The organism is Streptomyces sp. NPDC033270, assembly GCF_055576575.1.
The window spans coordinates 485,147-506,753 of record NZ_JBVIRA010000002.1 but is presented as its reverse complement, the minus strand read 5'-3'; the positions used below and the strand labels follow the sequence as shown (position 1 = coordinate 506,753).

Below are 21,607 nucleotides of genomic sequence, written 5' to 3'. Positions count from 1 at the left end.
GCCCGCAAACCGGCAACGGCCCCCGCCCCGGCCCTAGTGCCGCTCGGACTTCGCGGTGCGCGACATCAGCTCCTTGAGAGCCACCATCGGCGGCTTGCCCTCGTGGACGATGTCCACGACCGTCTCGGTGAGCGGCATGTCGACGCCGTGCCGACGGGCCAGATCCAGTACGGACTCGCAGGACTTGACGCCCTCGGCGGTCTGCTTGGTGACCGCGATGGTCTCCTGAAGCGTCATCCCGCGGCCGAGGTTGGTGCCGAAGGTGTTGTTGCGCGACAGCGGCGAGGAGCAGGTGGCGACGAGGTCGCCCATGCCGGCCAGGCCCGCGAAGGTGTGCGCGTCGGCGCCCATGGCCAGGCCGAGCCGGGTGGTCTCGGCCAGACCCCGGGTGATCAGGGACGCCTTGGCGTTGTCGCCCAGGCCCATGCCGGTGGCGATGCCGACGGCGAGCGCGATGACGTTCTTGACGGCGCCGCCCAGCTCGCAGCCCACCACGTCGGTGTTGGTGTACGGGCGGAAGTACGAGGTGTGGCAGGCGCCCTGCAGCCGGCGGGCGACCGACTCGTCGGTGCAGGCGATGACCGCGGCGGCGGGCTGCCGGGCCGCGACCTCCTTGGCGAGGTTGGGGCCGGTCAGCACGGCGACGCGCTCCGCGGGGGCCTTGGCGACCTCCTCGATGACCTCGCTCATGCGCTTGGCCGTACCCAGTTCGACGCCCTTCATCAGGGAGACCAGGATCGTGTCGGAGGGCAGCAGGGGCGCCCATTCGGCGAGGTTGCCGCGCAGCGTCTGGGAGGGGACGGCCAGGACGGTGAACTCCGCGTCCCGTGCCGCCTGTGCGGGGTCGGTGGTGGCCCGTACGGACGCGGGGAGCTCGACCCCCGGCAGGTAGTCGGGGTTGGTGCGGCCGCTGTTGATGGCGTCGACGAGGCCGGCGCGGCGCCCCCACAGGGTCACCTCGCATCCCGCGTCGGCCAGCACCATCGCGAATGCGGTGCCCCAGGACCCCGTGCCGTAGACGGCGCAGCGCGTCACTTGCCTTCATCCTCCTGTGCCTGCTGGGTGCTTCGGACCTGCTGCGGGGCGGCGGCGCCTTCGGTGGCGGCGGCCGGCTCGGCGGCCCGGTTCGCCACCGCGGCCCGGCCGGCCTTGGCGGCCTCTCGGGCGGCGCGGCGCTCCTGGGCGATCGCCTTGCGCCAGTCGTACGGTTCGGCCGGCGCCGGCTCGCCGCGGAGCTCGGCGAGCTGCTCGGTGATCGCGGCCATGATGCGGTCGGTGACGGCGCGCAGCACCTCGGCGGTCGGCTCCTGGTCGTAGTACGCGCTCAGGTCGACCGGCGGTCCCGCCTTGACCCGCAGGGTCTTGCGCGGGAGCAGCTGGAGCTTGTTCTCCTTGGCGTACGGCGGCATCGCGTCGTTGGCGCCCCACTGCGCGACGGGGATGACCGGCGCCTTCGTCAGCAGGGCCACCCGCGCCGCACCGGTCTTGCCCTGCATGGGCCACAGCTCCGGGTCGCGGGTGAGGGTGCCCTCGGGGTAGAAGGCGACGCATTCGCCCTTGTGGATGGCGGTGACGGCGGCGCGGAACGCGGTGGCGGCGTCGGTGGTTTCCCGGTAGACGGGGATCTGCCCGGTGCCGCGCATCATCAGACCGACAAAGCCGCTCTTGAAGAGTCCGGCCTTGGCGAGGAATCGGGGGACCCGCCCGGTGTTGTACTGATAGTGCGCATACGAGAGCGGGTCGAGATACGAGTTGTGGTTGACCGCGGTGATAAAACCGCCGTCGGCCGGAATGTGCTCCATTCCCCGCCAGTCCCGCTTGAACAGAACCAAGAGCGGCGGTTTGCAGATGACCGCGGCCAAGCGGTACCAGAAGCCGATTCTGCGGCGGGACACTGGGACACCCTCCTTGTGGGACCTGTGATGCTGCTGCGAGCCGGCAGCCGCACAAGTGTCGCCCCAGGTACCCGCTCTGTCGAGGACACCGTAACCCCGGCGCTCCCGGAGAGCGGCGGCGGCGGGTGAGAATGGCGCCGATGCGAAGAGACGGAGCGGATGTGGGCTGGAGCCTGGTCGTGCCGCTGAAGCCGCTGGTGCGGGCCAAGAGCAGGCTCTCCGGGGCGGCCGGTGAGGAGTTTCGGCCCCGCTTGGCCCTCGCCTTCGCCCTGGACACCGTGACAGCGGCGCTGGCCTGCGAAGACGTGCGGGATGTGGTGGTTGTCACGGATGATCCGCTCGCCGGGGAGCGTCTGGCGGCCCTGGGGGCGCGGATCGTGCCCGACACACCGGCGCGGGGGCTCAACGCGGCACTGGCCCATGGGGCGGGCGCGGTGCGGGCGCACCGCCCGGGCGCGCCGGTCGCCGCGTTGAACGCCGACCTTCCGGCACTGCGCCCGACCGAACTGGAACTGGTGCTCCATTCCGCTTCGCTATTTCCCCGTGCATTTCTCGCGGATGCGGCGGATATCGGGACAACACTTCTGACCGCGAGTTCCGGAGTGGAATTGGCACCGGCATTCGGCGGTGCCTCGCGGGCCCGTCACCTGGCGTCCGGAGCGCGGGAGATCACCACACCGGACGTGGTGTCGGTACGCCGGGACGTGGACACCGGCGAGGACCTGCTGGCCGCGCTGGCACTGGGCGTGGGCCCGCACACGGCGCGCCAGGCGCCGCGTCTGCCGCCGCCGGTCAGAGCGTCTGGAGCGTGATCAGGTCGATGTGCCGGGCGTCGCCCTCCCCGGTGACCTCGATGCGGACCCGCTGACCGGGCCGCAGCAGCAGCAGGCCGCCGGCGTCGAAGGCCGCCGCGTCGAAGGGCAGTGGGGTCCCGTCGTCCAGCAGCACGCTGCCGGAACGGGTGTCGGAGTCGTACGTGTACGCGGTGGCCTGCATGGCACAGAGCCTAGACGGCGCCCGAACGCACCGCGGGCCGGGCTCCCCGGAGGGAGACCGGCCCGACGCATGGCGTCGCCGCTGCTGGTTACCGCTTGCGGGCGGTGGCCTTCTTCGCGGTGGTCTTGCGGGCGGTGGCCTTCTTGGCGGGGGCCTTCTTCGCGGTGGCCTTCTTGGCGGGGGCGGTCTTCTTCGCCGTCGCCTTCTTGGCCGTGGTGGCCTTCTTGGCCGTGGTGGCCTTCTTGGCGGTGGTCGCCTTCTTGGCGGTGGTCTTCTTCGCCGTCGTCTTCTTGGCGGTGACCTTCTTCGCCGTGGTGGTCTTCTTCGCCGCCGCCTTCTTGGCGGTGGTGGCCTTCTTCGCGGCGGCCTTCTTGGCGGTGGCCTTCTTCGCGGCGGCCTTCTTGATGGCCGCGCCGCCGGTCAGGCTGCCCTTGGGGGCCTTCTTGACGGCGACCTCGCCACCCTTGGGGAGCTTCTTCGAGCCGCTCACCAGGTCCTTGAAGCCCTGACCGGCGCGGAAACGCGGCACCGAGGTCTTCTTGACCCGCACGCGCTCACCCGTCTGCGGGTTACGGGCGTAACGGGCCGGACGGTCGACCTTCTCGAACGAGCCGAATCCGGTGACCGAAACACGGTCGCCGGTGACAACTGCGCGGACGATTGCGTCCAGTACCGCGTCGACCGCGTCCGCGGCGTTCTGACGGCCGCCGAGCTTGTCGGCAATGGCTTCTACGAGCTGCGCCTTGTTCACGTCTTCCCCTTCGGAGACATTGCTGGAACGAAAGTTTCCAAGCTTTTTCGCACGTTAGGCAGATATATACCGCAAATCAAACACGAAACGGGCTAATCACCCTTGTGCCGCAACGAACTCGACCTTCACGGACTTCCGTCGGCGTGCACATCTTCGGGATAACGACCTTCGTCGAGGTCTTCCATGAACCACTCCAGACGCCTTGCCGCGTCCGCAAGATCGTGTTTAGCCGCGGCCGTGATGACGAGCAGCTTCCGGTTCAGCGCCATCCGTACGCCCTCCGGGACTTGCAGTGTCCGCACTCTTGCGTGTGCGTCCTTGAGACGGTCGGCGACGAGACCGTAGAGCTTGAGTTGGTCGTCGCGTTCCATGCGCTAATTGTGCCATCTGCGGCGAGTTGTCGCTTCACGGGGCCTCAACAGCGGCCTGGACAAGCAGATGCGCCCCCTGCCAACTGCACAGGGGGCGCATCGTACGCAATATGGCTTTGAGCCATAAAACCCGAGGTCAGACCTCCATCGTACGCGGCTTGAACGACGGCCGGTTCGCCTCGTACGCCACGATGGACGGCTCCTCCCGAAGGGTGAGGCTGATGTCGTCCAGCCCCTCCAGCAGACGCCAACGCGCGTTCTCGTCCAGCTCGAAGTCGGCGGTGACGCCCTGCGCGCGGACCTGCCGGTCGACCAGGTCGACGGTCACCTCGGTGGTCGGGTCGGCCTCCACCAGCTGCTGCAGCCGGTCCACGGTCTCCTGCGGCAGGACCACCGTCAGCAGGCCGTTCTTGAGGGAGTTGCCGCGGAAGATGTCCGCGAACCGCGAGGAGATGACGGCCTTGAAGCCGTAGTTCTGCAGCGCCCAGACAGCGTGCTCGCGCGAGGAGCCGGTGCCGAAGTCGGGGCCGGCGACCAGCACCGTGGCGCCCTTGTACGCCTCCTGGTTGAGGACGAACTCCGGGTCCTTGCGCCAGGCCTCGAACAGCCCGTCCTCGAAGCCGTCGCGGGTGACCTTCTTCAGCCAGTGGGCCGGGATGATCTGGTCGGTGTCGACGTTGCTGCGGCGCAGCGGGACGGCCCGGCCGGTGTGGGTGGTGAAAGCTTCCATGGTTCAGACTCCCGCGGGCGTGGCGACGTGGGACTGGCCGGCCGTTGCGGCCAGGTCGGCCGGTGAGGCCAGATGGCCGAGAACCGCCGTCGCGGCGGCGACCTGCGGAGAGACCAGGTGGGTACGGCCGCCCTTGCCCTGACGGCCCTCGAAGTTGCGGTTGGAGGTGGACGCGGAGCGCTCACCGGGCGCCAGCTGGTCGGGGTTCATGCCCAGGCACATCGAGCAGCCCGCGTGCCGCCATTCGGCGCCCGCCGCGGTGAACACCTTGTCCAGGCCCTCGGCGACGGCCTCCAGGGAGACCCGGACCGACCCGGGCACGATCAGCATCCGTACACCCTCGGCGACCTTGCGGCCCTCCAGGATGGACGCCGCCGAGCGCAGGTCCTCGATACGGCCGTTGGTGCACGAACCTACGAAGACGGTGTCGACGGTGATCTCGCGCAGCGGCTGTCCCGCCGTCAACCCCATGTACTCCAGGGCCTTTTCGGCGGCCAGCCGCTCCGAGGCGTCCTCGTACGAAGCCGGGTCGGGGACGCTCGCCGAAAGCGGCGCGCCCTGGCCGGGGTTGGTGCCCCAGGTGACGAACGGCGACAGCGAAGCGGCGTCGATGTGCACCTCGGCGTCGAAGACCGCGTCGTCGTCGGTGCGCAGCGTCTTCCAGTATGCGACCGCGGCGTCCCAGTCCTCGCCCTGGGGGGCGTGGTCACGGCCCTGCAGGTAGTCGAAGGTGGTCCGGTCGGGGGCGATCATGCCGGCCCGCGCACCCGCCTCGATCGACATGTTGCAGATGGTCATCCGGGCTTCCATCGACAGCTTCTCGATGGCCGAGCCGCGGTATTCCAGGACGTAGCCCTGGCCGCCGCCGGTGCCGATCTTGGCGATGATCGCCAGGATCAGGTCCTTGGCGGTGACGCCCTCGGGCAGCTCGCCGTCGACGGTGATCGCCATGGTCTTGAAGGGGGCCAGCGGCAGCGTCTGGGTGGCCAGGACGTGCTCGACCTGGCTGGTGCCGATGCCGAACGCCAGGGCGCCGAAGGCTCCGTGGGTGGAGGTGTGGCTGTCACCGCAGACCACCGTGGTGCCAGGCTGGGTCAGGCCCAACTGCGGTCCCACGACGTGGACGACGCCCTGCTCGACGTCGCCCAGCGGGTGCAGCCGGACGCCGAACTCCGCGCAGTTCTTGCGCAGCGTCTCCAGCTGGGTGCGCGAGACCGGGTCGGCGATCGGCTTGTCGATGTCGAGGGTCGGGGTGTTGTGATCCTCGGTGGCGATGGTCAGGTCCGTCCGGCGCACCTGGCGCCCGGCCTTGCGGAGGCCGTCGAACGCCTGCGGGCTGGTGACCTCGTGCAGCAGGTGCAGATCGATGAAGAGGAGGTCGGGCTCGCCTTCCGCGCGCCGGACGACATGGTCGTCCCAGACCTTCTCCGCGAGTGTCCGTCCCATCGCTTTCCCTCCGGCCGGCCGCTTTGCCGGCCTTGCTCGTCCATGCGCGGGTGCCCGCAGAAGTCCCCCTGCCGGGCCTTACGCCGGGCCCTGGTCGAGGGCCACACATACAGACTGACGACTTCCCTGGAAAATTGAACTTGCGTTTCACACTGTGAGACGTGAGTATCGTTGCATGGACAACTCTAGCGGCGTCGGCGTTCTCGACAAGGCAGCTCTGGTTTTGAGCGCCCTGGAGTCCGGTCCGGCCACCCTCGCCGGGCTGGTCGCGGCGACAGGGCTTGCACGACCCACGGCCCACAGGCTGGCCGTGGCTCTGGAACACCACCGGATGGTGGCGAGGGACATGCAGGGCCGGTTCATCCTGGGCCCGCGGCTCTCCGAGCTGGCCGCGGCGGCCGGCGAGGACCGCCTGCTGGCCACGGCCGGACCGGTGCTCACCCACCTGCGCGATGTGACGGGCGAAAGCGCCCAGCTCTATCGACGACAGGGCGATATGCGGATCTGCGTGGCGGCGGCGGAACGGCTGTCCGGACTGCGGGACACCGTCCCGGTCGGCTCCACGCTCCCCATGAAGGCGGGCTCGGCCGCCCAGATCCTGATGGCCTGGGAGGAGCCGGAGCGGCTGCACCGCGGCCTGCAGGGCGCGCGCTTCACGGCCACCGCCCTGTCCGGCGTACGGCGCCGCGGCTGGGCCCAGTCGATCGGTGAGCGCGAGCCGGGCGTGGCCTCCGTCTCCGCGCCCGTGCGCGGCCCCTCCAACCGCGTGGTGGCCGCCGTCTCGGTCTCCGGACCGATCGAGCGGCTGACCCGCCACCCGGGCCGGATGCACGCCCAGGCGGTCATCGACGCGGCGGCCCGCCTCTCCGAGGGCCTGCGGCGAAGCGGCTGACCTCCCCGTCGGGGCGGAGCGGGGCGTAAAGCCGTTGTCGGTTGCCGTCACGACGCCGAAAGGGGGCGGCCCTGTACGGATGATCCGTACGGGGCCGCCCCCTTTCGGTGCTGCCGCGCGCCTCAGCCCGCCAGCCGCTCCGCCGCCCGCTCCCCTCGGCGGCCCACCGGCACCACGCCGCGGGCCTGCCCCAGCCCATGCGGCGGCATATCGGCGTAGATGGTCTCGTAGGAGCCCGCCGGCACGACATAGGTCTCGTGCCAGATGCCGACCTCGCCCCGGCCCGCCCGCGCCCGCCGGTTGAAGGCGGCCCAGGCCGGCCGGTGCTCACCGCTCTGGTCGCTCGCGTACGCCAGCAGCTTCTCCTTCGACTCCCAGTACTGCAGGACCGAGAAGTTCCGCAGCCCCGGCAGGACGCGGAAGCCGAGCAGCCCGCGCGCCGGATCCTTCGCCAGCTCCTTGATCATGCGCGGCATCGCCCGGAACACCGGCAGCCAACTGCGCACCGCCCGCCAGTTGTTGACCCGCATCCCGATGAGGAAGACCACCACCTCGTCGGTGCCGTCCGCCGTCATCCGCCCCTGCACCGGCTCGCCACTCATGACAACCCCCTTCGTCACGCCGCTCGACGTTGGATAGCGTCGCTATCCATGGTTGGATAGTGCCACTCTCTAATGAAGGGCGCAAGGGTCATGCGACTGGCAGAGCTCAGCGAGCGCAGCGGGGTGTCCACCGCCACGATCAAGTACTACCTGCGCGAAGGGCTGCTGCCTCCGGGCCGCCGGATCACCGCCACCCAGTCCGCGTACGACGAGGAGCATCTGCGGCGACTGCGGCTCGTCCGGGCCCTGATCCAGATCGGCCGGGTACCGGTCAGCACCGCCCGCGAGGTGGTGGCCGCCGTCGAGGACGACTCCCGCGACCAGCTCTCCCGCCTGGGAACGGCCGTCGAGGCGCTCCCGCACGGACCGGAGCCCGACGACCGCGATCCCGCGGCGGACCTCGCCCGGCGCACCGCCACCGAACTGCTGGAACGCGTCGGCTGGCACTTCGGACTGGCGATCGCCGGCCACGCCCGGGCCTTCCAGACGCTGGTCGCCGCCATCGCCGCGCTGCACCGCCTCGGCTACCCGTGCGACATCGCGGATCTGCTGCCCTACGCCCACTCGGCGGCCGGGCTCGCGGTGAGCGACCTGGACCTGGTCGAGGAGTATCGAACCCCGGCGGAGCAGGTGGAGGCGGCGGTGGCCCTGACCGTGCTCTACGAACCGGTGCTGCTCAGCCTGCGCCGGCTGGCGGAGGCCGAGGAGTCCAACAAGCGCTTCGGTGACGGCTCTTGACGCGGAAAGGCCCCCCGCATGACGCGGAGGGCCTTTCTCTTCTGTACCCCCGACCGGATTCGAACCGGCGCTACCGCCTTGAGAGGGCGGCGTGCTAGGCCGCTACACAACGGGGGCAAGTTTTCCTGCAGTTGAGCCTGTCCGAAGACACGCTGCGCTGGGCTACCAGGACTCGAACCTAGACTAAATGAACCAGAATCACTCGTGCTGCCAATTACACCATAGCCCATGGTGGTTTAGACCAGTACCCCCGACCGGATTCGAACCGGCGCTACCGCCTTGAGAGGGCGGCGTGCTAGGCCGCTACACAACGGGGGCCCTAGCGATCCTGCATGAGTGACAGTGGGTGCGACCCGGACTGTCCCCCTGGGAAGGATCTGTACCCCCGACCGGATTCGAACCGGCGCTACTGCCTTGAGAGGGCAGCGTGCTAGGCCGCTACACAACGGGGGCTTTGCAGATGAGCTCTGCGAGCTGGCCTACCAGGACTCGAACCTAGACTAACTGAACCAGAATCAGTCGTGCTGCCAATTACACCATAGGCCATCAAAGCGCAACCCCCCTCGGGGGGCTGATTTGATCTGCGCCTCCCGGCCGGACCTTTCGGCCCTCTCGGGCGGCGCAGGAAGAACATTACCTGATCGTGGACGGGGCTCCAAAACCGATAACTCCGCGCAACAGCTCGGGGAGCTCCGCCAGGCTCGCGATGCGCCGGATGCCGGGTGGCAGCTCCTCGCCGGTGTCCGTACGGTCCAGCCATACGGCGGTCAGCCCGGCGTCCCGGGCGCCGAGCGCGTCGATGTCGAGCCGGTCGCCGACGTAGACGACCTCCTCGGGTGCTGCCAGACCGAGCGCCTCGCAGGCGCCCGTGAAGGCCTCGGGGGCGGGCTTGGCGTGCCCCAGCTCGTCGGCGCACAGCACGGCCTCGAAGCGGGCGCGGATGCCCAGGGCGGCCAGCTTGCGCTCCTGGTTGGCGGAGGAGGAATTGGACAGCACCGCCTGGCGGACCAGCGGTGCCAGCGCCTCCAGGGCGGGCACGGAGTCCGGGAAGAGCACCCAGGACGCTTCGTAGTGCGCGACGTACCGGGCGAACCAGGCGTCCGCCTCGTCGTCGGTCAGCTCGGTGCCCAAAAACGTCCGGGCGCGCCCTCGGCGGTGGTCGAGGAACCCCACCTCACCTGCGAGGAAGCGGGCGAACTCGGTCTCCATGGCGGCGCGCCAGCGCGCCAGCGCCGCCTCCTCGCCGCCGTACGCGGCCAGCAGCCCCTCCGCCCGGAGGTGGCGCAGCGCACCGGCGCGGTCCGACCCGGTGTAGTCGAAGAGGGTGTCGTCGATGTCCCACAGGACGGCGCGAAGGGGCATACCGGCAATCTAGCGGAGCGGTCCGGGTACGCCTCGGGCCCGGAAGCCGTGCGGCGTCCGGGCCCGAGGGGTGCCTGAGAGGTCAGCCGGCCAGCTTGGCCAGGGCCGCGTCGATGCGCTGGAGGGTGCGCTCCTTGCCCAGGACCTCCAGGGACTCGAAGAGGGGCAGGCCGACCGTGCGGCCGGTGACGGCCACCCGGACGGGGGCCTGCGCCTTGCCGAGCTTGAGTCCGTGCTCCTCGCCGGCGGCCAGTACGGCCTCCTTGAGGGGCTCGGGGCCGGCGGCCCAGTCGGCGGCGGTGAGCTTGGCGCGGGCGGTGGTCAGCAGGGCGACCGGGTCGCCCTTCATCGCCTTCGTCCAGGACGCCTCGTCCTCGACCGGCTCCTTGCGGAAGAGGAAGTCGACGTTGGCGGTGATGTCGGAGAGCACCGTCAGGCGGGTCTGGGCGTGCGGGGCGATGGCCTGCCAGGCCGCCTCGTCGAAGTCCTCCGGGGCCCAGTTGGCAAACGGGGCCTTCAGCCAGGGCTCACAGGCCTTGATGAAGTCCTTGACGTCCAGCCGCCGGATGTGGTCGGCGTTGATCGCCTCGGCCTTCTTCAGGTCGAAGCGGGCCGGATTGGCGTTGACGTCCGCGATGTCGAACTTCTCGATCAGCTCCCGCACCGAGAAGATGTCCTGGTCGGCGGAGAAGGACCAGCCGAGCAGCGCAAGGTAGTTCAGCAGGCCCTCGGGGAGGAAGCCGCGCTCGCGGTAGAGGTTGAGGGAAGCCTGCGGGTCGCGCTTGGAGAGCTTCTTGTTGCCCTCGCCCATGACGTAGGGCAGGTGGCCGAAGGCCGGGATCTCCTTCGCCACACCCAGTTCGATCAGGGCCCGGTAGAGGGCGATCTGGCGGGGGGTGGAGGAGAGCAGGTCCTCGCCGCGCAGGACGTGGGTGATCCCCATCAGGGCGTCGTCGAGGGGGTTGACCAGGGTGTACAGCGGGGCGCCGTTGGCGCGCACGATGCCGTAGTCCGGGACGTTCTCCGGGGTGAAGGTCAGCTCGCCGCGCACCAGGTCGGTGAAGGTGATCGGCTCGTCGGGCATCCGGAAGCGGATGATCGAGGTGCGTCCCTCGGCGTCGTAAGCGGCCTTCTGCTCGGCGCTCAGCTCGCGGCACGTGCCGTCGTAGCCGGAGGGCCGGCCGGCCTTGCGGGCGGCGTCGCGGCGCTCGTCGAGCTCCTCGGTGGTGCAGTAGCAGTGGTAGGCGTGGCCGGCGGCCAGGAGCCGGTCGACGATGTCCCGGTAGATGTCCATCCGCTGGGACTGGCGGTACGGCGCGTGCGGGCCGCCGACCTCGGGGCCCTCGTCCCAGTCGAAGCCGAGCCAGTGGAAGGAGTCCAGCAGCTGCTGGTAGGACTCCTCGGAGTCGCGGGACGCGTCGGTGTCCTCGATGCGGAAGACCAGGGTGCCCTTGTTGTGCCGTGCGTAGGCCCAGTTGAACAGGGCCGTACGGATCAGGCCGACATGGGGGTTGCCGGTCGGGGAGGGACTGAAACGGACGCGGACGGGGGTCGCGTTAGCCACGCTTGATCACCTTGTTGGTGAGAGTGCCGATGCCTTCGATGGTGACGGCGACCTCGTCGCCGACGTTGAGGGGGCCGACCCCGGCCGGGGTGCCCGTGAGGATGACGTCGCCGGGAAGCAGGGTCATCGCCTCGGTGATGTGGACGATGAGGTCCTCGATCGGGCGGACCATGTCGCTGGTGCGGCCGAGCTGGCGCTGTTCGCCGTTGACCGTGCACTGGACCGCGAGGCCCGCGGCGACGTCCTCGGGGGTGAGCCCGGTCTCGACCCAGGGGCCGAGCGGGCAGGAGCTGTCGAAGCCCTTGGCCCGGGCCCACTGCTTCTCGCGCCGCTGGACGTCGCGCGCGGTGACGTCGTTGGCGCAGGTGTAGCCGAGGATCACGTCCTTGGCGCGCTCGCGGGGCACCTCGCGGCACATCCGGCCGATGACGACGGCGAGCTCCGCTTCGTGGTGCACCTCCTCGGAGAAGGAGGGGTACGCGATGGGGTCGCCGGGGCCGATCACCGAGGTGGACGGCTTGAAGAAGGTGACCGGCACGTCCGGGACGTCGTTGTCCAGCTCGGCGGCGTGTTCGGCGTAGTTGCGGGCGAGGGCCACGACCTTGTTGGGCAGGACGGGCGGCAGCAGCCGGACCTTCTCGAGGGGGACCTTCTGCCCCGAGCGCTCGAATTCCGCGAAGGGGTGCCCCTTGATGACGTCGAGTTCGTCGCCCTCGACGACGCCGAAGCCGACGTTGCCGTCGATGGAGAATCTGGCGATGCGCACGGGTTGCCGCTGCCCCTCATTGATCACTGGCCGGAGTTGACACTCCAGGCTATCGCGGGGCCGCGGCCCGTCCGCTGCGCGATTACGCCGGGGCGCCCTGCTCGGGCGCGACCATCAGGACCGTGCGGCGGGGGTTGGCGGTCTGCTGGGGCAGCTCGACGGTGTGCTCCGGGACCTCGGGGGCGGTGGCGCCGAGCTCGTCGGCGTCCGTGAGGTGGGCCAGGGTGGTGCGCCGCGGGTTGGCTATGTTGCGGAACATCATCGTCGTCTTCACTGCTGCACGCCTCGCGATGGTCAAAGGGTCGGAAAGGGGTTGCGGAAAGCCGTCTTGTCGTTTCCGGCAACCGTGTAAAGCGTCAGGCTATGCGCGCTATTCCCTGCGAAGTGATGGAGAACTCGACGATCTTCCTGTGAGTTTGCTCACGAACCGTGTGACAAATGCCTCATTTCCCTTGATCAACATCCTTGGGCGAATCGGACAATGGCGGATTGAAGCGCACGTTCCGCTCCCGATCACCGCACCTGGGACAGCGGGTGGGGGCGATCGACTCGCGGGCAAAAGTCCGTTATCTACCGCAGAAACCTCTACAAGTCGTGACGTGATCCGTACATTGCGTCACCCATGTCACAGCGACCGCCTCCGCTCTTGTTGGAGATCCTGCACTGTGCTGGAATTCCACGGACCGCCGCACGTTTCAGCCGGCGCGCAGGGCGCAATGTGGCGCCGCGCGGTGGTGCCGCTCTCTCGGCCAGAGGGGGCAGCCCGCCGGTCACTCACGACCGCCATGGGGGACTTAAGCGGTCCCCTATTACGACTCGACACCGTCCCGCCGAGGTGGGACGCCTGGTCCAGAGGTTGCGACGCTAGTGCAGGGACGTTTCAAGAGGGATGGCAGCGCTGCGGCGGACCCGGAGCTCCGCGGCGGGACCGACCGCGGCTCCTCGCCCCAGCGCGCCCAGAGCAACGGTTCCGCCGGGGGCACACTGCCCGTCGACGGAGGCAGCCAGGCGCCGGGCGGCGACGCCGCGGACGGCGGCAAGCCCACCGCCTCGAAGGGCGGCCCCAGCGGGCCCGGCTCGCGAATAGCGCTGCGCAACTGGCGCATCAGTACCCGCCTGGTCTCCCTGCTCGCGCTTCCCGTCGTCGCCGCGACCACGCTGGGCGGCATGCGTATCGGCGCCCAGCTGGAGAGCATCGACCAGCTGGACAAGATGCAGCTGCTCACCGAGATGACCCGTCAGGCGACCGAGCTCGCCGACGCGTTGCAGGTGGAGCGGGACAAGTCGGCCGGTCCGCTGGCCGGCAGCGGCAACGTCAAGGACGACGCGAACGTCGTCGCGCCCCGCGAGGCGACCGACCGCGCCAAGCTGTCGTTCAACCAGGCCACCGACGACATCCGGGGCCAGGACGCCACGATGGCCGGTGTCCGGGCGACCGTCCTGGAGATCACCCGCCAGCTCAACACCCTCAACGAGATCCGCGCCAACGCCTACAAGTCCGAGGGCAACGCGGCACGGACCGTCACCAGCTACAACCAGCTGATCAACTCGCTGCTGTCGCTCTCCCAGGACATGGCGCAGGCGACCAGCAACCCGGAGATGATCCGCTCCACCCGTGCGCTGGCGGCGTTCTCCTCCGCCAAGGAGTACGCCTCGATCCAGCGCGCCCTGGTCAGTGCCGGCCTCGCCCACGACGGCGGCCCGGAGCTCTCCTCCAACGACCGGCTGGCCGGCCGTAACGCCGAGGACAGCGAGAAGGCGGCGCGCGACCGCTTCCAGCAGATCTACTCCAACAACGCCGGCGCGCTCACCCGCGGTCTCGACGGCAACAACGACGAGATCAAGGCCGCGGTCGCCTTCGCGCACCGCGCCTTCGCCAGCGGCTCCGGCATCCGCAGCCAGGACTACCGCTACCTCGACTGGTACGACTCCGACACCGTCAAGATCGACGAGATGTCGCGGATCGAGACCACGCTGCTGTCCGAGATGGAGCAGAAGTCCCGCGAGCTGCGCAACGAGGCCACGCAGGACGCGATCATCAACGGTGCGGTGATCCTGCTCGTCCTCGGCGTCTCGCTGGTCGGCGCGTTCGTCGTGGCGCGGTCCATGGTCCGCTCGCTGCGCCGGCTCCAGGACACCGCGCAGAAGGTCGCCCAGGACCGGCTGCCCGAGCTGGTCAAGCAGCTGTCGGAGTCCGACCCGCAGGACGTGGACACCTCCGTCGAGTCGGTCGGTGTGCACAGCCGGGACGAGATCGGCCGGGTGGCCGCGGCCTTCGACGACGTGCACCGCGAGGCGGTCCGCCTCGCCTCCGAGCAGGCGCTGCTGCGAGGCAACGTCAACGCGATGTTCACCAACCTCTCGCGCCGCAGCCAGGGCCTGATCCAGCGCCAGCTCTCGCTGATCTCCGAGCTGGAGTCCCGCGAGGCCGACCCGGACCAGCTGTCCTCGCTCTTCAAGCTCGACCACCTCGCCACGCGTATGCGCCGTAACGGTGAGAACCTCCTGGTCCTCGCGGGTGAGGAGCCGGGGCGCCGGTGGACGCGGCCGGTTCCGCTGGTCGACGTGCTGCGCGCCGCGGCCTCCGAGGTGGAGCAGTACGAGCGGATCGAGCTCAACGCCGTTCCGCAGACCGAGGTCGCCGGCCGGGTCGTCAACGACCTCGTGCACCTGCTCGCCGAGCTGCTGGAGAACGCCACCTCGTTCTCCTCCCCGCAGACCAAGGTCAAGGTCACCGGTCACGCGCTGCCCGACGGCCGGGTGCTGGTCGAGATCCACGACACCGGTATCGGCCTGTCCCCCGAGGACCTGTCGGCGATCAACGAGCGGCTGGCCAGTCCGCCGACCGTGGACGTCTCGGTCTCCCGGCGGATGGGTCTGTTCGTGGTCGGCCGCCTGTCCCTGCGGCACGGCATTCGCATCCAGCTGCGGCCCTCCGACTCCGGCGGCACCACCGCCCTGGTCATGCTGCCGGTCGACGTCGCCCAGGGCGGCAAGAAGCCGGCGCCCAGCAACGCCAAGAGCGGTTCCGGCGACGGCGGCGGCACGCCCTCCAGCCGGCTCGCGGGGCTCCAGCCGCGCGGTCAGGTCGGTGCGGGTCCGGCGCCCGGCCAGCGCCCCGCGCTGCCCGCTCGCGGGGGCCCCGGCGGCGCGCCCGGTGCGTTCGGTTCGCCGGCGCCCGGCGGCCGCACCGGTGCTCCCGGTGCGGGCGCCCCGAACGCCTCCGCGCCGACCGGCGCCCGCCCCGGTGGCGCGCGCCCGCTGCCCACCCGTGGTGCCGACGGCGGCCCGGCGGCCACCGTGGCGCCGCCGACCGGCGCGCCGCGCCGCGAGGAGCGTCCGCAGCTGCCGCCGCGCAGCGCCGCGGCCGAGCTGCCGGGCGCCGCGCCGGCCGGCGGCCAGGACGGCCGCGGCGGTCAGCAGCCGGGCGGTACGAGCTGGGGTGCGCGCCGTGAGCGCGGCAGCTCCGACGACTGGCCGCTGGCGCCCCGCCAGCCGCAGGACCAGCCGCGCGGCCACGAGGAGCCGGAGAGCACCGGCAGCTTCGAGCGACCCGCACCGAGCGGCGGCCCCGGCGACACCGCCGCGTTCGCCCGGCCCGACTTCTCCGCCCCGCCGTCGGCCGCGGACGCCCCGCAGGGCGGCCGCCCGGCCGGCCGTGGCCCGGCCGCGGACGGTTCCGGTTCGACCGGCCAGTTCGCGCGCCCGGACAGCGACACCGGCCAGTACGCGACCGGTGAGTTCCCCCAGCCCGCCGAGCCCGACCCGTACGAGACCGGACAGCTCGACGCCCGCCAGTTCCAGCGGCCGGACGCCGAGCCCGCCCCGTACGCCGACGAGCGGCAGCACACCGGCCAGTTCCCACAGCCGCAGCAGCCGCAGGACCGCGGTGCGCTGGACGGCGATGTGCTCGGCGGCGCGGACGCCGGTCCCGGGGACGGCCGTACGCCGATCTTCGACACCATCGAGTCCAACTGGTTCAGCCACCCGGCGGCCGCCGCCGCGGGTGTGCCGCAGCAGGGCGCCGACCCCGCCGACGCGGCGCCGCTGCCGCGCCGCGGGGCCGCGCAGGACGCCGGTGCCCGGCGTGCGGCACCGGTCGACGCCGGGCGCGACGAAGCGCCGGCCGACCCCGCCGCGCAGTGGCGCTCCTCGCCGAACGACGACACCTGGCGGCAGGCGGAGCAGATCCGCCAGCCGGCCTCGGGCGGTGTCACCACCTCCGGGCTGCCCCGGCGGGTCCCGCGTGCGAACCTCGTCGCGGGCACCGCGCAGCAGCAGCAGTCCCACCAGAGCGGTCCTCAGGTCTCGCGCGCGCCCAGCGATGTGCGCGGCCGGCTGACCAATCTGCGTCGGGGTATCCAGCAGGGCCGGCAGGCCGGGACGTCGACCACCGGCACCCACGGCACCGTCGATCCCACTCACCAGCAGGAGCGTTAGTTGAGTCCGATGAGCCAGGCGGCGCAGAATCTGAACTGGTTGATCACCAACTTCGTGGACAACACCCCTGGGGTGTCGCACACGGTGGTGGTCTCCGCGGACGGGCTGCTCCTCGCGATGTCCGAGGGCTTCCCGCGCGACCGTGCCGATCAACTCGCGGCGGTGGCCTCCGGGCTGACCTCGCTGACCTCCGGCGCCTCCCGCATCTTCGAGGGCGGCACGGTGAACCAGACCGTGGTGGAGATGGAGCGGGGGTTCCTCTTCATCATGTCCGTCTCGGACGGATCGTCGCTGGCCGTGCTCGCGCACCCCGAGTGCGACATCGGCCTGGTCGGCTACGAGATGGCCCTGCTGGTCGACCGCGCGGGAACGGTGCTGACGCCGGACCTGCGCGCCGAACTGCAAGGCAGCCTGCTGCACTGAGGCGCCCGCAGCGCCGTACGTCCAGCACCCCACCATCCATTCGTGCCGCCACCCCCCACCGGCCCAACCCGACGACAGACACCCTGTCCCGTCCGGAGGACCCATGACCCCGCCACCTGCCACTTCCGGCCCGTACGGCGCCTACAGCCAGGCGCCGTACGGGAGCGAAGGTGATCAGCCGCTGGTGCGCCCGTACGCCATGACCGGAGGCCGGACCCGGCCGCGCTACCAGCTCGCCATCGAGGCGCTGGTCAGCACGACCGCCGACCCCTCCCAGCTGCCCGGGCTGCTGCCCGAGCACCAGCGCATCTGCCACCTGTGCCGCGAGGTGAAGTCGGTCGCCGAGGTCTCGGCGCTGCTGCACATCCCGCTGGGCGTGGCGCGGATTCTGGTCGCGGACCTGGCGGAGGCCGGGATGGTGGCGATCCACCAGCCCGGCGGCAGCGGTGAGGCCGGCGGCACGCCGGATGTGACCTTGCTGGAGAGGGTGCTCAGTGGACTTCGCAAGCTCTGACAGCGGCTTCTCCGGGGGCGCGGCGCGCGCCACCACCTCCGCGAAGATCGTGGTGGCGGGCGGCTTCGGCGTGGGCAAGACCACGTTCGTCGGCGCGGTCTCGGAGATCAATCCGCTGCGTACCGAAGCGGTGATGACGTCCGCTTCGGCGGGGATCGACGATCTCAGCCACGTCCAGGACAAGACCACGACGACCGTGGCGATGGACTTCGGCCGGATCACGCTGGACCAGGACCTGATCCTGTACCTCTTCGGTACGCCCGGTCAGGACCGCTTCTGGTTCATGTGGGACGACCTGGTGCGCGGCGCCATCGGCGCGGTGGTCCTGGTGGACACCCGCCGCCTGGCCGACTGCTTCCCGGCGGTCGACTACTTCGAGAACAGCGGCCTGCCGTTCGTCATCGCGCTCAACGGCTTCGAGGGGCACCAGCCCTACACGCCCGACGAGGTCCGTGAGGCGCTGCAGATCGGCCCCGGGACGCCCATCATCACCACCGACGCCCGGCACCGCGGCGAGGCCAAGAGCGCGCTCATCACGCTGGTCGAGCACGCGCTGATGGCCCGCCTGCAGTAGGGCCGCCGCAGGGCCCGCGCCGCATCCGGCGCGGGGCCTGCGGAAGTCGGCTTCCGTTGGCCCGGTGCGGCGCGCCGGGCCGGTTCCCGGCGTGCGCGAATGGATCTGTGTCCTTCGACACGCCGACAGATTTGCTTCATAACGTTTCGACAGTGAATCGTCGACGTTTCGACACCCCATGCGCATGCCTGGCTTCGCTGCGCGCACGGAGCGCCTGCATTTTGGCGCGGCTCGCCCTTAACGCCCCTTTTATCTAAGGCTCTTCCGGCCCTCCCCCGGCTTTGTCCAGTGTTTGGAACGCACCGCCCTGACGTGCTGAAATTCGCTGAACTCCGGAGTAGGAACGCCCAGAAGAAACGGCACAGCAGGTAGTGCCGGCGCCGAGAGGTTGTTGGTCGAGTGAGGCGAAGCAAGTCGAGCCCCGAGCCGCAGGAGCCGCGGCGGGGCAACTTCACCCCGCCACCCAGAGGTGGCGTACCGGCTGCCGACGCGTCCGAGAACACGGTCGCCAAGCCTCCGGTGAGCGGCGGTAGGTACTCCCCGCGCAACTGGCGCGTGGCGACCCGCCTGAACGCCATTCTGCTGATCCCGGTGCTGGTCGCCCTGGTCCTGGGTGGCCTGCGGGTGGACAGCTCGCTCACCACCTGGCGGGAGGCGCAGGACGCGGAGAACACCGCGAAGCTCGTTCGCGCCGCGCTTTCCTACAGCAACGCCCTGATCGACGAGCGGGACCGCACCGCGGCGCCGCTGCTCCAGGGCAAGAAGGACGACCCGGTCGTGCAGCAGGCGCGGGACGCCACCGACGCCGCCGCCGACGCGTTCCACCAGGCCGCCAAGGCCATGCCGGACAAGCCCGGCCTCAACCGCCGGCTCGCCTCGTTCGAGAAGACCGAGCCCAAGCTCCAACAGCTGCGCGCGGCCGCCTTCACCTCCAAGCTGCGCGGTGCGCAGACCGAAGAGGGCTATGTCGAGGTCCAGCACCCGCTGATGGAGTTCGCCAACGAACTCGGCCTGGGCACCGGCAACATCACCTCCTACGGCCGTACCGTCTACGCCGTCTCGCTGGCCAAGGCCGCCGTGTCGCTGCAGCGGTCCATCGGCACCCACCTCCTGGTCGACCCGGCGTCCCCGCAGGGCGGCAAGGAGCACAAGCTGCAGCTGACCGCCTTCGCGTCGTACCGCTACCTGGAGGGCATCGCCATCGGCGAGTACACCTCCGGCGGCACGCCCGAGGACGTCGCGCGGCTGAAGAACGACGCGGCGGCGCTCAAGCAGGCCGCCCAGCAGAAGATCGCACGTGCAAAGGAGCAGGCGCAGGCCGCCAACCAGCCTTTCCGCACCCCGCCGTCGATCGACCAGATGGGCACCTGGATCGGCACCGGCGCGGCGCCGGAGGCGCTCAGCCCGAAGGGCGTCACCTCCGACGCCTACTTCACGGCCGCAACCGGCAAGTTCAACATGTACCGGTCCATCGAGAAGGACCTGGCGAACAAGGCCGTGGACGAGGCGGCGCAGATCTCCGCCGACGCCCGCCAGGCCACCTTCGTCGACTCCGCGATCGTGCTGGCCGCCCTGATCATCGCGTTCGTCGTGGCCGGGCTGATGGCCCGCCGGATGAGCCGCAACATGCGCCAGCTGCGCAACGCCGCCTTCGGCGTCGCCGAGCAGCGGCTGCCGATGCTGGTCGACCAGCTCTCGCGGACCGACCCGGGCCGGGTCGACACCCGCGTGACGCCCATCCCGATCGCCACCACCGACGAGATCGGCGAGGTCGCCCGCGCCTTCGACCAGGTGCACCGCGAGGCCGTCCGGCTGGCCGCCGAGCAGGCGCTGCTGCGGGGCAACGTCAACGCGATCTTCACCAACCTCTCCAGTCGCAACCAGGGCCTAATCGAGCGCCAGCTGGAGCTGATCACCGACCTGGAGAACAACGAGGCGGACCCGGACCAGCTGGAGAGTCTCTTCCGGCTCGACCACCTCGCCACGCGCATGCGCCGCAACGGCGAGAACCTCCTGATCCTCGCGGGCGAGGAGCCCGGCCGCCGCTGGAACCAGCCGGTGCCGCTGGTGGACGTGCTGCGCGCGGCGATCAGTGAGGTCGAGTCGTACGAGCGAATAGACCTCACCGGCGTCCCCGAGAGCGAGATCCACGGCACCGCCGTGACCGACCTCATCCACCTGCTGTCCGAGCTGCTGGAGAACGCCACCACGTTCTCCTCCCCGCAGACCAAGGTGCGGGTGGCCGCGACGCGTCTGCCCGACGGCCGGGTGATGATCGAGATCCACGACAAGGGCATCGGGCTGACCCCCGAGGACTTCGCGGACATCAACCACAAGCTGGCCAACCCGCCGAGCGTGGACGCCGCGATCTCACAGCGCATGGGCCTGTTCGTGGTCGGCCGGCTGGCCGACCGGCACGGGATCCGGGTGCAGCTGCGCCCCTCCGGCGAGCAGGCGGGCACCACGTCCCTGGTCATGCTGCCCGAGGCGATCACCCACGGTGGTGGCGGCGAGGAGCAGTTCGAGGACGACTTCACGGTCTCCCGGATCGTGCCCGAGCACCAGCACCCGACGTACGACAGCCAGCAGCGCACCGCCGCCGAGCTGGGCTTCGACGACAGCCGCTACAGCCTGCCGGACGGCGGCGACCTGGACATGGTGGGCCGCTCGCTGATGCGCGAGGAGCGCCGGGCGGCCCTGGAGGCCCAGGCGGGCGGCGAGCAGCCGGCCGACGGCCAGGGCGTGAGCAACCCGCTCTTCCGCGACCAGGCGCCCGCCACCGGCTACCAGGATTTCCCGTCGCAGGGTTTCCCGTCCCAGGATTTCCCGTCCCAGGACTTTTCGTCCCAGGATTTCGCCCCCCAGGCGTATGCGGAAGCCGATCAACCGCTCTACGACGACCGGTCGCACGGCAACCAGGCATTCGGCGATCCGCGCTCCGCGGAGACCACCGGCCAGCAGCCATACGTCTCCCACGAACCGGCACAGCCGGACGAATGGGCCGAACGCCCCGCATTCGAGGGCTACTTCGGGACCGAAGCGGAATCTGACCGGAATACAACTGCCGCTCCCGCTGAAGCCCCTGAGCGCGTACCATTCGAGCGTCCGGGCCCCACACCGAGCGACGCCCCCTCGCTGACGGACGTCGGCCTTCCGCGCCGCGGAGGCCGCGACCAGCAGGCACCGCAGGTTCAGCAGCAACGGGGCACGCCGGAGACCGGCCAGGACGGCTCGGACTGGCGCAGCTCCAACGACGAGCGCTGGGAGCGGGCGGAGCGGCTGCGCGAGCCGAAGGCGGGCGGGGTCACGGCCTCCGGCCTCCCCCGGCGAGTGCCCAAGGCCAACCTGGTCGAAGGCGCCGCGGAGCAGACCCCACAGGGTGGCCCCCAGGTCTCCCGCGCCCCGGAGGACGTCCGCGGCAGGCTGAGCAACCTGCGCCGCGGTGTCCAGCAGGGACGCAGCGTCGGCACGGACCCCTCCGGGGTCCCCCAGAATGACCAACAGGGCTTCGGCCCCGGCAGCACCTACGATCAGGAGCGTTAG

Annotated in this window: 20 protein-coding genes and 5 tRNA genes; 8 read left to right on the top strand and 17 right to left on the bottom strand. The window is 70.6% G+C overall.

From position 1 onward, the window contains the following. Nucleotides 1-33: 33 nt before the first annotated feature. Together ACZ5XZ_RS05760 and ACZ5XZ_RS05755 are read right to left on the bottom strand one after the other, a co-directional pair. Nucleotides 34-1,035, bottom strand: a complete 1,002-nt coding sequence (locus ACZ5XZ_RS05760; RefSeq protein ID WP_468974826.1) for an NAD(P)H-dependent glycerol-3-phosphate dehydrogenase — start codon at nucleotides 1,033-1,035, stop codon at nucleotides 34-36. Next, a complete protein-coding gene (locus ACZ5XZ_RS05755) occupies nucleotides 1,032-1,895 on the bottom strand; it encodes a lysophospholipid acyltransferase family protein (RefSeq protein ID WP_468974825.1) in 864 nt (287 codons plus the stop codon). Before ACZ5XZ_RS05755 ends, ACZ5XZ_RS05760 begins: the two co-directional genes overlap by 4 nt. 161 nt (nucleotides 1,896-2,056) lie before the next feature. Between ACZ5XZ_RS05755 and cofC the strand changes: the two genes are divergently transcribed. After that, nucleotides 2,057-2,707, top strand: a complete 651-nt coding sequence (cofC, locus tag ACZ5XZ_RS05750) for a 2-phospho-L-lactate guanylyltransferase (protein WP_468974824.1) — start codon at nucleotides 2,057-2,059, stop codon at nucleotides 2,705-2,707. Here the strand turns inward: cofC and ACZ5XZ_RS05745 are convergent. The 5 genes from ACZ5XZ_RS05745 to leuC all read right to left on the bottom strand — a co-directional run bounded on the left by ACZ5XZ_RS05745 (nucleotide 2,688) and on the right by leuC (nucleotide 6,189). Further along, nucleotides 2,688-2,891, bottom strand: a complete 204-nt coding sequence (locus ACZ5XZ_RS05745; RefSeq protein WP_399147158.1) for a hypothetical protein — start codon at nucleotides 2,889-2,891, stop codon at nucleotides 2,688-2,690. The two genes, cofC and ACZ5XZ_RS05745, sit on opposite strands and share 20 nt — an antisense overlap. Nucleotides 2,892-2,979: 88 nt before the next feature. Continuing rightward, nucleotides 2,980-3,642, bottom strand: a complete 663-nt coding sequence (locus ACZ5XZ_RS05740) for an HU family DNA-binding protein (RefSeq protein ID WP_468974823.1) — start codon at nucleotides 3,640-3,642, stop codon at nucleotides 2,980-2,982. 125 nt (nucleotides 3,643-3,767) lie between these two features. Further along, a complete protein-coding gene (locus tag ACZ5XZ_RS05735) occupies nucleotides 3,768-4,013 on the bottom strand; it encodes an SCO5555 family protein (RefSeq protein ID WP_384433744.1) in 246 nt (81 codons plus the stop codon). A gap of 136 nt (nucleotides 4,014-4,149) precedes the next feature. Further along, nucleotides 4,150-4,743 carry a 3-isopropylmalate dehydratase small subunit gene (gene leuD, locus ACZ5XZ_RS05730; protein ID WP_468974822.1) on the bottom strand — a complete coding sequence of 198 codons (594 nt, stop codon included), beginning with the start codon at nucleotides 4,741-4,743 and terminating at the stop codon, nucleotides 4,150-4,152. Nucleotides 4,744-4,746: 3 nt separating this feature from the next. Further along, on the bottom strand, nucleotides 4,747-6,189 hold the full coding sequence (gene leuC, locus ACZ5XZ_RS05725) for a 3-isopropylmalate dehydratase large subunit (protein ID WP_468974821.1): 1,443 nt from the start codon (nucleotides 6,187-6,189) through the stop codon (nucleotides 4,747-4,749). 175 nt (nucleotides 6,190-6,364) lie between these two features. Here leuC and ndgR point away from each other — a divergent pair, with 175 nt between their 5' ends. Continuing rightward, a complete protein-coding gene (gene ndgR / locus ACZ5XZ_RS05720; protein WP_006602884.1) occupies nucleotides 6,365-7,081 on the top strand; it encodes an IclR family transcriptional regulator NdgR in 717 nt (238 codons plus the stop codon). 122 nt (nucleotides 7,082-7,203) lie between these two features. On the opposite strand, the gene ACZ5XZ_RS05715 is transcribed toward ndgR, so the two are convergent. Continuing rightward, the gene (locus tag ACZ5XZ_RS05715; protein WP_468974820.1) at nucleotides 7,204-7,683 is read right to left on the bottom strand and encodes a DUF4188 domain-containing protein; all 480 of its coding nucleotides are present in this window, start codon (nucleotides 7,681-7,683) and stop codon (nucleotides 7,204-7,206) included. Between the two features lie 90 nt (nucleotides 7,684-7,773). On the opposite strand from ACZ5XZ_RS05715, the gene ACZ5XZ_RS05710 reads away from it, so the two are divergent. After that, nucleotides 7,774-8,421 carry a MerR family transcriptional regulator gene (locus ACZ5XZ_RS05710; protein WP_468974819.1) on the top strand — a complete coding sequence of 216 codons (648 nt, stop codon included), beginning with the start codon at nucleotides 7,774-7,776 and terminating at the stop codon, nucleotides 8,419-8,421. 44 nt (nucleotides 8,422-8,465) lie between these two features. Here the strand turns inward: ACZ5XZ_RS05710 and ACZ5XZ_RS05705 are convergent. The 9 genes from ACZ5XZ_RS05705 to ACZ5XZ_RS05665 form a co-directional block, all read right to left on the bottom strand. Beyond that, a tRNA-Glu gene (locus ACZ5XZ_RS05705) sits at nucleotides 8,466-8,538 on the bottom strand. A 40-nt stretch (nucleotides 8,539-8,578) separates the two neighbouring features. Further along, nucleotides 8,579-8,650 (bottom strand) — tRNA-Gln (locus tag ACZ5XZ_RS05700). A 16-nt stretch (nucleotides 8,651-8,666) separates the two neighbouring features. After that, a tRNA-Glu gene (locus ACZ5XZ_RS05695) sits at nucleotides 8,667-8,739 on the bottom strand. Between the two features lie 62 nt (nucleotides 8,740-8,801). Beyond that, nucleotides 8,802-8,874, bottom strand: a tRNA-Glu gene (locus tag ACZ5XZ_RS05690). A gap of 21 nt (nucleotides 8,875-8,895) precedes the next feature. After that, nucleotides 8,896-8,967, bottom strand: a tRNA-Gln gene (locus ACZ5XZ_RS05685). Between the two features lie 87 nt (nucleotides 8,968-9,054). After that, nucleotides 9,055-9,783, bottom strand: coding sequence for an HAD family hydrolase (locus ACZ5XZ_RS05680; protein WP_468974818.1), 729 nt, complete (start codon nucleotides 9,781-9,783; stop codon nucleotides 9,055-9,057). An 82-nt stretch (nucleotides 9,784-9,865) separates the two neighbouring features. Next, nucleotides 9,866-11,347 carry a glutamate--tRNA ligase gene (gltX, locus tag ACZ5XZ_RS05675; RefSeq protein ID WP_468974817.1) on the bottom strand — a complete coding sequence of 494 codons (1,482 nt, stop codon included), beginning with the start codon at nucleotides 11,345-11,347 and terminating at the stop codon, nucleotides 9,866-9,868. Beyond that, complete coding sequence (locus ACZ5XZ_RS05670) at nucleotides 11,340-12,113, bottom strand: fumarylacetoacetate hydrolase family protein (RefSeq protein ID WP_468974816.1); 774 nt, start codon at nucleotides 12,111-12,113, stop codon at nucleotides 11,340-11,342. The genes gltX and ACZ5XZ_RS05670 overlap by 8 nt, the downstream gene beginning before the upstream one ends. 82 nt (nucleotides 12,114-12,195) lie before the next feature. Further along, nucleotides 12,196-12,387, bottom strand: a complete 192-nt coding sequence (locus ACZ5XZ_RS05665) for a hypothetical protein (RefSeq protein ID WP_468974815.1) — start codon at nucleotides 12,385-12,387, stop codon at nucleotides 12,196-12,198. 593 nt (nucleotides 12,388-12,980) lie between these two features. On the opposite strand from ACZ5XZ_RS05665, the gene ACZ5XZ_RS05660 reads away from it, so the two are divergent. The 5 genes from ACZ5XZ_RS05660 to ACZ5XZ_RS05640 all read left to right on the top strand — a co-directional run bounded on the left by ACZ5XZ_RS05660 (nucleotide 12,981) and on the right by ACZ5XZ_RS05640 (nucleotide 21,607). Beyond that, entirely contained in the window at nucleotides 12,981-16,553 is a 3,573-nt protein-coding gene (locus tag ACZ5XZ_RS05660; protein WP_468974814.1) for a sensor histidine kinase, read from the top strand. Nucleotides 16,554-16,562: 9 nt separating this feature from the next. Then, nucleotides 16,563-16,976, top strand: a complete 414-nt coding sequence (locus ACZ5XZ_RS05655; protein WP_018087200.1) for a roadblock/LC7 domain-containing protein — start codon at nucleotides 16,563-16,565, stop codon at nucleotides 16,974-16,976. 103 nt (nucleotides 16,977-17,079) lie between these two features. Further along, the gene (locus ACZ5XZ_RS05650; protein ID WP_030087818.1) at nucleotides 17,080-17,490 is read left to right on the top strand and encodes a DUF742 domain-containing protein; all 411 of its coding nucleotides are present in this window, start codon (nucleotides 17,080-17,082) and stop codon (nucleotides 17,488-17,490) included. Beyond that, nucleotides 17,471-18,064, top strand: a complete 594-nt coding sequence (locus ACZ5XZ_RS05645) for a GTP-binding protein (protein ID WP_468974813.1) — start codon at nucleotides 17,471-17,473, stop codon at nucleotides 18,062-18,064. Before ACZ5XZ_RS05650 ends, ACZ5XZ_RS05645 begins: the two co-directional genes overlap by 20 nt. A gap of 399 nt (nucleotides 18,065-18,463) precedes the next feature. Continuing rightward, complete coding sequence (locus ACZ5XZ_RS05640; protein ID WP_468974812.1) at nucleotides 18,464-21,607, top strand: sensor histidine kinase; 3,144 nt, start codon at nucleotides 18,464-18,466, stop codon at nucleotides 21,605-21,607.